This is a genomic window from Kosakonia pseudosacchari, from assembly GCF_015167415.1.
Lineage (GTDB): Bacteria > Pseudomonadota > Gammaproteobacteria > Enterobacterales > Enterobacteriaceae > Kosakonia > Kosakonia pseudosacchari.
In genome coordinates, this window is the sequence record NZ_CP063425.1 from 3,568,997 (window position 1) to 3,581,918 (window position 12,922).

A 12,922-nucleotide genomic window follows, 5' to 3' on the forward strand; every position below is an offset into this window, starting at 1 on the left:
AAGCGCCTCGCAAAGCGCACTTAACGCTCGCCACCCTCGCTGTTAACCCGATCACAGCCCGTAATGTAACATGTTACGTTCCGAGTCATTTGTTTTTAAAACAATAAGATAGCTGGATATTTCTTACCACTGGCTGCTAACGTTAAGCGGTCTGTGCACCTTTGTGCGCGGTTCTAATAAGAGAGAACATTATGTCCAGAGCCGTGAATGCCCTACAAAATTTTGGTAAGTCCCTCTTTGGTCCGGTGCTCATTTTGCCCATCGTCGGTTTGTTTATTGCCTTCGGAAATATCTTTGGCAACGGCAACCTGGCCGAATATTTACCTTTCCTTGGTCATCCGTTTATTCAAAACATCGGCCAGTTGATTGCCAAATCCGCCGTCTCGGTGCTGGCTAACCTGGCGCTGGTGTTTGCCGTTGGTATCCCGGTCGGGCTGGCCTCGCGGGATAAAGGTTATGCCGCGTTAATTGGTCTGGTGACTTTTATCGTTTTCATCAACGCCATGAATGTCACTTTGCAAATGCAGGGTGTACTGGCCCCCGCCGCGCAAATGAAAGCTGCCGGGCAAAGCATGGTGCTGGGCGTGCAGGTGCTGGAGATGGGCGTATTCGCCGGCATCCTCACCGGCGCGCTGTCGGGCTATCTGTACGATAAATATTCCGGCGTGCAGTTTTCCGGCGCGATGGCGATTTACTCCGGCCACTGTTTTGTCGCCATTATTATGCTGCCGGTGTCCATCGTGCTCGGCGTGGTAATGAGTGAGTTATGGCCGTTTGCCCAGCACGGCATCAGCACGCTGGCGCTGGCGATTAAAGGCGCCGGGCCATTTGGTGTGGCGGTGTATGGTTTTCTGGAGCGCATTCTGGTGCCGACCGGGCTACATCACCTGGTTTATACACCGTTTCTTTATACGGAGTTAGGCGGTACGGCAGATGTCTGCGGCAGCACCTATCAGGGCGCACGCAATATCTATTTCGCGGAAATGGCCTGCCCGAGCGTGACGCAATTAAGCAGCACGGCGGTGTGGGATGCGCGCGGCATCAGTAAAATGTTCGGCCTGCCCGCCGCCGCGCTGGCGATGTACGTCACCGCGAAACCCGAACGCAAAGCCGCAGCGAAAGCGATTCTGATCCCCGCCGCGCTTACTTCCTTGCTGGTGGGCGTGACCGAACCGATTGAGTTCTCGTTTCTGTTTGTCGCGCCGCTGCTGTTTGTGGTTCACGCCGTGCTGACCGGCATTGGCATGATGCTGTTTTCCCTGTTCGGCGTTCATGCCATCGGCGCGAACGGCATTATCGATTTCATTCTTTACAATCTGCCGCTCGGCACCGGGAAATCCAACTGGCCGATGTACATCCTCGTCGGGCTCATCATGTTCGCTCTCTACTTCGTTATCTTCCGCTTCCTGATTTTGCGCTTCGATATGAAAACGCCAGGGCGTGAGGATGACACCGAAGAGACCCGGCTTTACAGCAAGCAGGATTATCAGGCCAAAGGCAATAACGACGCGGTTGGTGAAGCGATTATCGAAGGGCTGGGCGGGCGAGCCAACATTGAAGTGGTGGATAACTGCTACACCCGCCTGCGCGTAACGGTAAAAGACACGGCGGTGATCAATGAGCCGCAGCTGAAAGCGACAGGCGCCAAAGGCGTGATTAAACAAGGTAACAACGTTCAGGTGGTCTACGGGCTGCATGTCAAAAAGATGCGAGAAGCGGTTGAGATGTTTCTCTAAAGGAGTCCAGAAATGATTAAACCCCCGTTTATTTTATCGATCGCCGGTGGCGGCAGCACCTATACGCCGGGCATTGTCAAAAGCCTGATGGTCAGGCTGGAAGATTTTCCGCTGGCGGAAATTCGCCTTTACGACATTGATGAAGCGCGGCAAAACACCATCGCACCGGTGGTGGAAAAAGTGATCCGTGACCACAGCCAGAGCATTAAATTTACCGTCACCAGCGATGCGGAAACCGCGTTTCGCGGCGCGCATTTTGTTTTCGCACAAATGCGCGTCGGGCAGTACAAAATGCGTGAGCAGGACGAAAAGATCCCGCTGCGCCACGGCGTGGTTGGTCAGGAAACTTGTGGCCCTGGCGGGCTGGCTTACGGGCTGCGTACCATTTTGCCGATGGTCGAGCTAATCGATTTGGTAGAGCGGTACGCCGATAAAAAAGCGTGGATCGTGAACTACTCCAACCCGGCGGCGATTGTCGCCGAAGGGGTGCGTCGTCTGCGGCCCAACGCGCGTGTGCTGAATATTTGTGATATGCCGGTGGCGGCGATGCGCAATATGGGCGCTATCCTTGGCGTTGATCGCCATAAACTGGAGGTGGATTACTTCGGCCTGAATCACTTTGGCTGGTTTACCAAAGTGCGTGTCGATGGCGAAGATCGTCTGCCGGAGCTGCGCGAACACGTCGCCCGTTTTGGTCTGTTAACAGAAGACGCCGCGCAAACCGATCCGCAACACTCCGATCCGTCGTGGGTGAAAACCTGGCGCAACATCAAGCCGATTATGGATCACTTCCCGGAATTTTTGCCGAACCCCTATTTGCAGTATTACCTGATGCCAAACGACATTGTTGCGCATCAAAACGCCGATTACACCCGTGCCAATGAAGTGATGGACGGGCGCGAGAAAAAGCTGTTTGCTGCGGCGGCGGAATATCAGCGCACCGGTATTCTGCCGGATGCCTTCCATGTTGGCGTACACGGCGCGTTTATCGTCGATGTCGCCTGTTCGCTGGCCTTTGACCTGCGCCAGCGCCATCTGGTGATTGTGGAAAACAAAGGGGCGATTGCTAACCTTCCCTACGATGCCATGGTGGAAGTCCCGGCTTACATCACCAGTGAAGGGCCAGAACCGGTGCGGATGGGCGCGGTGCCGCTGTTCCATCAGACATTGTTGATGCAGCAACTGGCGTCGGAACAACTGCTGGTGGAAGCCACCATTGAAGGCAGTTACGAGAAAGCGCTACAGGCATTCACCCTGAACCGCACTGTGCCCACCATGCAGCATGCGAAAGCGATCCTTGATGAGATGATCGAAGCCAACCGTGACTACTGGCCAGCGCTGCAAAAAGCATGGGAAAACGGCAAACCAGCATAAAAATAACGAGGTCGCTCGCGGCGTTAGCGATGTCGGCTTGTCGGGTCATGAAAAAACGTTAACAATTCAGGTTACTGTTGATGACACGGAGACAACCATGTCCACCTCGTTTTTTGTCGCGGCCGACTGGCTGATAGAGCATAGCGATGATCCCGAAATCCAGCTGATTGATGCGCGGATGGCGCCAGTGGGTCAGGAGCATCGCGACATGAGAGCGGAATACCGCGCCGGGCACCTTCCCGGTGCGGTCTTTTTTGATATCGAAGCCCTTTCCGATCACACCACGACGCTGCCGCATATGCTGACGCGCCCGGAAGCGTTCGCCGTGGCAATGCGCGAACTGGGCATCAGCCAGGATAAACATCTGGTGGTGTATGACGAAGGCAATCTCTTCTCTGCCCCGCGCGCCTGGTGGATGCTGCGTAATCACGGCGTGGAAAATGTCTCGATCCTGGCCGGTGGGCTGGCGGGCTGGCAGCGCGATGCCCTGCCGCTACAAAAAGGCGACGTGCCGCTTCCCGAATCCGATTTTAATGCCAATTTCGACCCTCACGTGGTGAAAAAACTGACCGACGTGCTGCTGGCGAGCCACGAAGGCACGGCACAAATTGTCGATGCCCGCCCCGCGCCACGTTTTAATGGCGAAGTGGATGAACCGCGCCCGGGTCTGAAGCGCGGCCATATTCCCGGCGCACTGAATGTGCCGTGGGTTGATTTAGTCGTTGAAGGCGAACTGAAAACCACCGATGAGCTGGCGGCGATTTTCCGCCGTCAGGGTGTGGATCTGCACAAACCGATTATCGCCAGTTGCGGCTCCGGCGTGACGGCTTCAGTAGTTATTCTGGCGCTGGCAACGCTTGGTGCAAGTAACGTGACGCTGTATGACGGCTCCTGGAGTGAATGGGGCGCACGCGACGATCTCCCCATCGAAACGGCGTAAATGGACAACCGACTGGCACCACTGCTGACGCGCGGAGAGTCACTGACCCGCGCGGAATATCGCGTTCTTGCACACCTGACGGAACACCCACTGCTGGTGGGAAACATTACGGTACGCGAACTGGCACAGGCGACATTTGTCTCCACCGCCACCATTATTCGCCTGTGCCAGAAACTCGGTTTTAGCGGCTATAGCGAGTTTATCTGGCACTGCAAGCAGCGGCTGGCAGACACACCGCACATTACCGGGCCACACAGTGAACCCGCCGAGCTACCCGTAGCCTTCGCGCAATTTATGGCGAATTATCAGCGCACGTTTCAGTGGGTAAGCGCGGAAAAACGCCAGCAATTTGCCGCCCTGCTGCATGAGCAGGAGAGCTTTTTTCTCTATGGTGCCGGCTTTTCCTATCTGTTTGCCGAGTACCTGACCAAGAAATTGCAGGTGCTGGGCAAGACGGCGTTTATTTCCGGACCTGGCGACAGCCGGAATATCTTTCTCAGTAACGCGGCGCGCTACCAGGTGTTTATTGCCGTCTCCCGCAGTGGTGAAACGGAGCAAGTTCTGGATAAAGCGCGTATTGCGCGTACCGTGGGTATGACGGTGGTGGCGTTTACCCGCGCGTCGGCAAACCCGCTGGCGGAGATGGCAGATATCCATTTCGCGCTGTACGACGAAGCGGTGCATTTTGCCGCTGAAGCCGCTGGGATCACCTCGTTCGAGTCAAACCTGGTCCTGCTGATGGATCTGTTGCTGCTGGAAGCGACGCAATAATGCCTGCCGCATTTCGGCAGGCATTAGCAAAAACGCCAATTACGATTGGTTCAGTTCACGCCGCGCCCAGGCGGCCTGAATGTATTCATGAAGCGCGACATACAGCTCCTCAATCGACATTTTTTCACGCTGTACGCCTTTCAATACCCCGCCGGGCAGGCTTATCACCACTTTGCGCTTCTTCGGCTCAAACGTAAAACTGCGGAACAAACGCCCCACGGTGCAGGTCGGTGGCTGATAACCTTCCCGCCAGTAGAGATCGATAAACACCCACTCATTGACGCTACGAATATCAATATTTTCAATCTCCGCCAATAAGAGCGGCGCGCTGAGCTGATAGCTCTCAATCCCTTGTGCAGTCAACGTGAACAGCGGCTGGCGCACGCGCGTATACATCGTCCAGCTCGCCAGCCCAAAGATCAGCCCACCGGCGACCAGACCAAAGATTATCTTCTCCATGGATGCGTTCGCGGTGGCGTTCCACTGGATACTCAGCGCGAGGACTAAACCGGCACCGGCAACACAGAGCACCGCCAGCACAAGGAACAACCAGAAATTTTTCTTCCGCAGCGAGACAACGACGCTTTCCGTGGAGTGTGCTGCCAGATTTTCTAATTCGGCCTGATAAGCGTCATGGTGCGCTTCCACATTGCTCGCCATCCCGGCGGTTAACGCGGCGGAAATAGCCGATGCATCGCGGAATAAACTGCGCATCCACTGGTAATCTGCCTCCTCTGCCGGGCGCGACGCCCTGGCCAGCAGCGTTTCATCCAGCGGCACATTCAGTTGCTCAATACGCACACGCGTCGGCGGATGGCTGTCTGTTGGGTGCGCCAGTTCCTGCTCAAGCGAGGCGGCAACATCAAAGCGCCCGCCCTCACGCAGCGACGCAAACAGGCTGTGCACCAGATCGTGCGTCTCAAGTTTGCGATTAAAGAACAGCTCCATCGGCGCATTAAAGCGTTCATTGAGCGCGGAGAAACGCAGGAGCGAGGCCGCCAGCGCCTGCGGCGAGCTGGTACGCGCGCCCGCGGCGTCCGCTGCCAGTTCGCGTACGCGACTCCAGCCATTGACCGTTTCGTGGAACTGACGGTAAAACCAGAGGCCGAGATGAATGGTCGGGTTGAGCGCCAGCCGCTCAAGCCAGCCGCTGCTCGCCACATCGCGATAAAAGTAGTCGAGACTGTTTTCCATACCGGCATACAGCCCGGCGAAATGCAGGGTGTAGACGGTATCATTACCGGAAAAATGCCCCAGCTCATGACCAATCACGGCGGCCACTTCGTCTTTATTCATAAACGCGGCGTAGCTGAGCGGGAAATAGAGGGTATTGCCGGTTAACCGCGCGCCGTTTTCAATTTGCACCGGGCTTGCGGTGACGTAAAACCCCTCAAATAAACCGACCACAATATTATCCGGCACAATGGCCTGCCCGCGCTGAGCTAATTCCCTGACCCAGCGCCACAATTCCGGCGCGTCGTCTTCAGAAACAGCGGCACCATGAACCTGCATATCTTGCGGCTCAAAAAGCGCAAAGCAGCGTTTTAGTAAGAACAGGCTTTTCAGCACCATAAATACCAGCGAACCAATGATCAACAAGACGAATATCACCAGTTTGATATTAAAGGCGCTCGCCCGACCTAACGTGTAGATCCAGCACACTTCATATAACAGCACGCAGACCAGCGCGAAACCAATCGACGCCATGACACCGACCATAATAAATGGCAGTAACTTGCGACACAGGGTAAACGCGGCAATTAACTTTTCCGCAGATATACGGGCTTTCCGTACGCTTAAAACACAGAGAATTACTGCGCTGCTACTGGCAATCAAGCCCAACAGGGAAAACAACATTCCACCTTTGGCGAGGATCTGGCGCGACATATCGGCAAATACGCTGTGACCAACAAAGCCATATTGCGTCACCTGGTAAACATCCACTTCGTTAATACGGATATTCTGCCAGCAGGCGTAGAAGAAAAGAATTAACGGTATGCCGAAGCAGTACAGCAGGCTTTTTTTGTCCATAAAATTAACCGTAAGGAAACGTAAAAACGCACCGTATCACAGGTATAGGATTAATTCATAATTTATGGAATGAATAGCAAAAACCGTACGACGTTATTAATGAAAGGCTAATAATTCAATTTCTTAAATAATAGAAGGCGGTACATCACATACCGCCCGATAATTAAATAATGCGATTTTGCTTAAAGTCACGCAGGAAACTTCCCCAGCGCCGTTCGTAGAAAGGAGTAATATGCGCGATCATAAAATGGCTAATACCTTTTTCTCCTTCAACGACCTGGCAAATATCCACCGGCTCGTCGCCAGGCAGCGTATCGGTCGCCACACTCCCCGCGGCGTGAATAATCTCTTCGATATCGCCTTCAGCTTCGATACCAATCAGCAGATTGGGCTGCTCATCAGCCTTCTCTTTGATAGAGCAGAGAAACGCGCGCTTCACGGTTTTGATGCTTTTAAACAGCGTGGTCAGCGAATCCACCATTTGTGCGGGCGGTTCAGCCACTTCGGAAAGCAGCAGCGCCGTGTCGCCCTCCAGCACTTCCTGCTGGCTTAACGGGCTGCCCTCTTCGCCCACCAGGTGGCTGATTTCTCGCGGCGTGAACGCTTTGCCGGTCGGCAGCTTCGCATTGAGGAACAGCGTCTCGCCGAGCGTCATTTCAAACAGCGTGCGCGCGGGCATTACCACAAAGGCTTGTTCCTCTTCCACCGCCTGTTGCAGTGCTTCGAGCGAGGTAAAGAATGGGATCACCGAGGTACCGTCATCTTTTTCCCAGTGCTGCAAATCAAGCGCGCTGTCTTCAACAATAGCTTCGCCTTCCGCCGCTGTGCCAGGCACCCAAACGGTGGATTCCAGCAGCGTGCGGAAAAACGCCGGACGATAAGCAGGCTCAGTTGCGGCCTGTTCCAGCAGGGTTTCTAATTCGTTTTTGCTTTCTGACATAGTGGTTCCAGAGAGTTTCCTCTCCCTTGGGGAGAGGAAAAAAGATCACTTCGCGGTTAACAGATTCGCCAGGGTACGTACGCCAAGGCCGGTAGCTCCCGCCGCCCACTGCTCAACCGCCGCTTTACGATAGGTTGCTGAACAGTCGATGTGCAGCCAGCCCTGCTGATAATTTTCAACAAAATGTGACAGGAAACCGGCTGCCGTGCTTGCTCCCGCCGGGAATGAACCCCCTGCGGTGTTGTTCAGTTCCGCAAAGTTAGACGGCAGCTGATTGCGATGGAATTCGGCCAGCGGCAAGCGCCAGAACGGTTCGTTTTCCGCGCTTGCGCTGTCGAGCAAACGCCCGGCAAGCGCATCGTCAAAGCTGAACAGCGCGTGATAATCGTTGCCCAGTGCGGTTTTCGCCGCACCGGTCAGCGTTGCCGCATCAATAATCAGCTGCGGTTTCTGCGCAGAGGCGTCGATCAGACCATCCGCCAGCACCAGGCGTCCTTCCGCATCGGTATTCATAATTTCTACGGTTTTACCGTTACGATAACGGATGATATCGCCCAGTTTGAAGGCGTTGCCGCTAATCAGGTTATCCGCACAGCACAGGTACAGTTTGATGCGTTTATCCAGCCCACGATTAATGGCAAATGCCAACGCACCGGTTACCAGCGCTGCGCCGCCCATGTCGGACTTCATTGAATCCATTGAGGAAGTCGGCTTAATGCTGTAACCGCCGGAATCGAAGGTAATGCCTTTACCCACCAGCGCGGCATAAACCGGCGCATCCGGGTTACCGGTCGGGTTGAAATCCAGCGCCAGCAGTACCGGCGGGCGTTCGGAACCACGGCCAACCGTATGCAGACCAAGATAGTTCTGCTCGCGCAGATCTTCACCTTTGGTGATGCGGTAAGAGACATTGTCGCCGCCGACTTTATGCAACAGATCGACCGCGCGTTGTGCCAGTTGTTCCGGCCCCAGCTCTTCTGCCGGGGCATTGATGGTATCGCGTACCCAGTCGATGACCAGCAGGCGGCTATCCAGCTCTTTTTGCTCGGCGTCGTTAAGCTGCGCCCATTCCACTTTGCGCGTGCCTTTTGGCCCTTTATAACCGGCCCAGAACGCCCAGCTGCGATCCGCGTCCCAGCCTTCGCCGCTCAGGGCAACATGTTTGATGCCCATGCCGTCGATTTTACGTGCGGCGCGTTGGATCAGGCCTAAGTCATCTTTCCCGGTCAGATGCAGTGCGATGCCGTCGTTATTGATGCTGTAAGCGGCTTTCTCACCCCAGCGCGCGTCGGCGCTTTGCGTTGTCAGCGTAATTTTCATAGCTTCTGTCATTATTTTTATCCTTATGGCTGTTCATGAAAACGGGCCGCCCGAAGGCAGCCCGTTTGATGATTACGATGCTTCGTCTAACCAGACTAGCAGAATCGCTTCGAGAATTTTTTCATTCGATGCATTCGGATCATCGTCAAACTCTTCCAGCTCGCAGATCCACTGGTGCATATCGGTGAAACGCACGGTTTTCGGATCCACATCCGGGCGGCTGTCGTACAGCGCCTCGCCGATTTCACGGCTATCGGTCCATTTCAGCCCCATATTAGTGCTCCCGCGCGTGGTTGATGGTGTAGCGAGGAATTTCAACGACCAGATCTTCATCGGTAACACGCGCCTGGCAGCCTAAGCGGCTTTCCGGCTCCAGACCCCACGCTTTATCCAGCATGTCGTCTTCCTCTTCGCTGCTTTCCGGCAGCGAGTCAAAACCTTCACGCACCACACAGTGACACGTGGTACAGGCGCAGGATTTTTCGCAGGCATGCTCAATCTCAATCCCGCCGCGCAGGGCGACATCAAGAATGGTTTCACCGCTCTTAGCTTCCAGAACTGCGCCATCCGGACAGAGATCCTGATGAGGCAGAAAAACAATTTTAGGCATATTAAACCTCGTCGACGGAATGGCCTTTCAGCGCGGTACGTACGGATTGATCCATACGGCGTGCGGCGAATTCCTGGGTTTGTTTATCTACATTTTTAATGGCTTGTTCTATCGCGTCGGTGTCATCGCCGTCGGCAACCGCGCGTAACTGCGCGACTGCGTCGTCGATCTCCGCACGCTCTGCGGCGCTTAACAGCGCGGCGTCAGCGGCAAGCGCGCTGGCAAGGCTTTCCAGCACGCGCGCGGCTTCCACTTTCTGCTCCGCCAGCATGCGCGCTTTCACGTCCTGCTCGGCGAAACTCATGGAGTCTTTAATCATGTCGGCGATTTCGCCATCGGTCAGACCGTAAGACGGTTTCACCTGAATGGAGGCTTCCACCCCGGTGGATTTCTCCATCGCGGTTACGCTGAGCAACCCGTCGGCATCCACCTGGAAAGTGACGCGAATATGCGCCCCGCCAGCCGGCATCGCCGGGATACCGCGCAGGGCAAAACGCGCCAGGGAACGACAGTCGGCCACCAGCTCACGCTCGCCCTGCATCACATGGATAGACATTGCTGTCTGGCCATCTTTAAATGTGGTGAACTCCTGCGCGCGCGCCACCGGAATAGTGGTGTTACGCGGGATCACTTTTTCTACGAGGCCACCCATCGTTTCCAGCCCCAGCGAGAGTGGAATGACGTCCAGCAATAGCATTTCGCTGTCTGGCTTGTTACCCACCAGGATATCCGCCTGGATTGCCGCGCCAATCGCCACCACTTTATCCGGGTCAATCGACGTCAGCGGCGTGCGGCCAAAGAACTCGCCTACCCGCTCGCGCACCAGCGGCACGCGCGTTGAGCCGCCGACCATCACCACTTCCAGCACCTCTTGCGCTTCCACACCCGCATCTTTCAGCGCGCGACGGCAAGAGAGCAGCGTGCGTTTAACCAGCGTTGAAATCAATTCATCAAACTGGCTACGTGTGATAGTCCCCTGCCAGCCTGCCACATTCACGGTAACGCTGTCGGCATCGCTGAGGGCGATTTTTGCGGCAATCGCCGCATCCAGCAATTCGCGCTGTTGACGTACATCGCTGCGATCGGTAATGCCCGCCTGTTCACAGATGAAATCCGCCAGGAGATGGTCGAAATCGTCGCCGCCGAGTGCGGAATCACCGCCGGTCGCCAGTACTTCGAAAACGCCACGGCTCAGGCGCAAAATCGAGATATCAAAGGTACCGCCGCCGAGATCGTAAACCGCAATCACGCCCTCCTGGCCGGAGTCCAGCCCGTAGGCGATTGCCGCAGCGGTCGGTTCGTTCAGCAGGCGTAACACATGTAAGCCCGCCAGACGCGCCGCATCTTTGGTGCCCTGGCGCTGTGCGTCATCAAAATAGGCAGGAACCGTGATCACCACGCCGTCCAGCTCGCCGGAAAGGGTCTCCTGCGCGCGAGCGGCAAGGGCTTTGAGAATATCCGCCGAGACGCGAATCGGGTTAACCAGACCGCCACGCGTGACAATCATCGGTAGACCATTTTCACTGGGCTGGAACTGCCACGGCAGGTGCGGGTAACGCGCCTGAATGTCGGCCAGGCTGCGCCCCATCAGGCGTTTCACCGAACTGATGGTGTTTACGGAGTCCAGCGCAGCGTTGGTACGGGCGTCATAACCGACAACATGGCTGTCGGCCTGGTAGTTAACTACCGAAGGGAGCAGGTGACGTCCGGCGCTGTCGCCCAACGTTTCCGCCTGCCCGCTGCGCACGGTGGCAACCAATGAATTGGTGGTGCCGAGGTCGATACCCGCCGCCAGACGACGCTGGTGCGGCGCGGCGCTCAGACCGGGTTCACTGATTTGTAATAAGGCCATGATGTGCTTCCAAAAAAATTAAAAACCGAGCAGTTTTTCTTCGAGTTGTTCTGTTGCGCTGCGCAGTTTATCGAGAAAACGCAGTTTACGCACGGTATCCGCCGCCGCGTCCCACGTCTGGCTGGCTAATTGCTCCACCATTTGCCGATGGCGCGTGTCATACATCCCTTTCACACGCTGTTGAAATGCGTCCAGACGGGTTGCGTCTTGCGCTTTTTCAATCTCGTCCAGATCTTCACGCAGCTCAAGTTGTTCCATCAGGAAAGCGGTATCGCGCACCGTGTGCTGCTCGGAGGCCAAATCAAAACCGTGCAACGACAGCAGATATTCCGCGCGCGTTAGCGGGTTGCGCAGCGTTTGCCATGCTTGGTTAATGGTAGCGGATTGCTGGACGGCAGCCAGTTGTTCCGCCTGAGGGCGGCTCGCGAAGCGGTCGGGATGGAACTGACGTTGCAGATCCTGGAAACGTGTCGCCAGCGCCTGGACATCAAGCTGATAGTCGGCCGGCAACCCAAAGAGGGTGAAGTAATCCATAACAATTCCGGGTGTGCAATCGAAACAGACCCCACGCGCAGGACGCTGCGGTGGGGTCATCGGATGATGGCGATTAAACGTTGAAGCTTTCGCCGCAACCGCACTCGTCTTTGACGTTCGGGTTGGTGAATTTAAACCCTTCGTTCAGGCCTTCTTTTACGAAGTCCAGTTGAGTGCCGTCAAGGAATTGCAGGCTTTTGCCGTCAACCACTACCTTCACGCCTTTGTCTTCAAACACCGTGTCTTCTTCGTTCGGCGCATCGACAAATTCAAGGACATAAGCCATACCAGAACAGCCGGAGGTTCTTACCCCCAGACGCAGACCAAACCCTTTACCACGGTTGGCCAGGAAGGTATTGACTCGCGCGGCAGCACTGTCGCTCAGGCTAATGGACATGACAACAACCTCCCGCCTTATTTCGCTTCTTGTTTACTTTTGTAATCCGCAATCGCGGCTTTGATCGCATCTTCCGCCAGGATTGAACAGTGGATTTTCACCGGCGGCAGTTCCAGCTCTTCGGCGATATCGGTGTTCTTGATTGCCTGCGCTTCGTCCAGAGACTTGCCTTTCACCCACTCGGTAACCAGTGAGCTGGAAGCGATTGCGGAACCACAGCCGTAAGTTTTGAAACGCGCGTCTTCGATAATGCCTTTATCGTTAACTTTGATCTGCAGTTTCATCACGTCGCCGCACGCCGGTGCGCCAACCATGCCGCTTCCTACGGTGTCGTCGTTGTCGAACGAGCCAACGTTGCGCGGGTTTTCGTAGTGATCGATTACTTTTTCGCTATAAGCCATTTTTTCTTCTCCTGCT

13 protein-coding genes are annotated in these 12,922 nt (G+C 55.5%); 4 read left to right on the plus strand and 9 right to left on the minus strand.

The features are described 5' to 3' along the window. Positions 1-191 precede the first annotated feature (191 nt). The 4 genes from IP581_RS16755 to IP581_RS16770 all read left to right on the plus strand — a co-directional run bounded on the left by IP581_RS16755 (position 192) and on the right by IP581_RS16770 (position 4,821). Positions 192-1,736: a PTS transporter subunit EIIC gene (locus IP581_RS16755; RefSeq protein ID WP_193820916.1), complete on the plus strand. Its 1,545-nt coding sequence runs from the start codon at positions 192-194 to the stop codon at positions 1,734-1,736. A gap of 12 nt (positions 1,737-1,748) precedes the next feature. Beyond that, positions 1,749-3,110 carry a 6-phospho-alpha-glucosidase gene (locus tag IP581_RS16760; protein WP_193820923.1) on the plus strand — a complete coding sequence of 454 codons (1,362 nt, stop codon included), beginning with the start codon at positions 1,749-1,751 and terminating at the stop codon, positions 3,108-3,110. 97 nt (positions 3,111-3,207) lie between these two features. Continuing rightward, entirely contained in the window at positions 3,208-4,050 is an 843-nt protein-coding gene (gene sseA / locus IP581_RS16765) for a 3-mercaptopyruvate sulfurtransferase (protein WP_086870767.1), read from the plus strand. Further along, on the plus strand, positions 4,051-4,821 hold the full coding sequence (locus IP581_RS16770; protein WP_086870765.1) for a MurR/RpiR family transcriptional regulator: 771 nt from the start codon (positions 4,051-4,053) through the stop codon (positions 4,819-4,821). A gap of 39 nt (positions 4,822-4,860) precedes the next feature. Here the strand turns inward: IP581_RS16770 and IP581_RS16775 are convergent, their stop codons facing one another. The 9 genes from IP581_RS16775 to iscU all read right to left on the minus strand — a co-directional run bounded on the left by IP581_RS16775 (position 4,861) and on the right by iscU (position 12,906). Further along, the gene (locus tag IP581_RS16775; protein WP_193820925.1) at positions 4,861-6,852 is read right to left on the minus strand and encodes a M48 family metallopeptidase; all 1,992 of its coding nucleotides are present in this window, start codon (positions 6,850-6,852) and stop codon (positions 4,861-4,863) included. 163 nt (positions 6,853-7,015) lie between these two features. Further along, positions 7,016-7,792: an enhanced serine sensitivity protein SseB gene (gene sseB / locus IP581_RS16780; protein WP_086870761.1), complete on the minus strand. Its 777-nt coding sequence runs from the start codon at positions 7,790-7,792 to the stop codon at positions 7,016-7,018. A gap of 45 nt (positions 7,793-7,837) precedes the next feature. After that, positions 7,838-9,124: an aminopeptidase PepB gene (pepB, locus tag IP581_RS16785; RefSeq protein WP_097400266.1), complete on the minus strand. Its 1,287-nt coding sequence runs from the start codon at positions 9,122-9,124 to the stop codon at positions 7,838-7,840. A 60-nt stretch (positions 9,125-9,184) separates the two neighbouring features. Continuing rightward, positions 9,185-9,385 carry a Fe-S cluster assembly protein IscX gene (iscX, locus tag IP581_RS16790; RefSeq protein ID WP_007370809.1) on the minus strand — a complete coding sequence of 67 codons (201 nt, stop codon included), beginning with the start codon at positions 9,383-9,385 and terminating at the stop codon, positions 9,185-9,187. 1 nt (position 9,386) lies between these two features. Beyond that, on the minus strand, positions 9,387-9,722 hold the full coding sequence (fdx, locus tag IP581_RS16795; RefSeq protein ID WP_017459006.1) for an ISC system 2Fe-2S type ferredoxin: 336 nt from the start codon (positions 9,720-9,722) through the stop codon (positions 9,387-9,389). 1 nt (position 9,723) lies between these two features. Next, positions 9,724-11,574 (minus strand): Fe-S protein assembly chaperone HscA, encoded by a 1,851-nt coding sequence (gene hscA, locus IP581_RS16800; protein ID WP_193820927.1) that lies wholly within the window; start codon positions 11,572-11,574, stop codon positions 9,724-9,726. A gap of 18 nt (positions 11,575-11,592) precedes the next feature. After that, a complete protein-coding gene (gene hscB / locus IP581_RS16805) occupies positions 11,593-12,108 on the minus strand; it encodes a co-chaperone HscB (RefSeq protein WP_193820929.1) in 516 nt (171 codons plus the stop codon). A gap of 73 nt (positions 12,109-12,181) precedes the next feature. Beyond that, entirely contained in the window at positions 12,182-12,505 is a 324-nt protein-coding gene (gene iscA, locus IP581_RS16810; RefSeq protein ID WP_017459009.1) for an iron-sulfur cluster assembly protein IscA, read from the minus strand. Positions 12,506-12,522: 17 nt separating this feature from the next. Further along, positions 12,523-12,906 (minus strand): Fe-S cluster assembly scaffold IscU, encoded by a 384-nt coding sequence (gene iscU / locus IP581_RS16815; RefSeq protein ID WP_017459010.1) that lies wholly within the window; start codon positions 12,904-12,906, stop codon positions 12,523-12,525. Positions 12,907-12,922 lie beyond the last annotated feature (16 nt).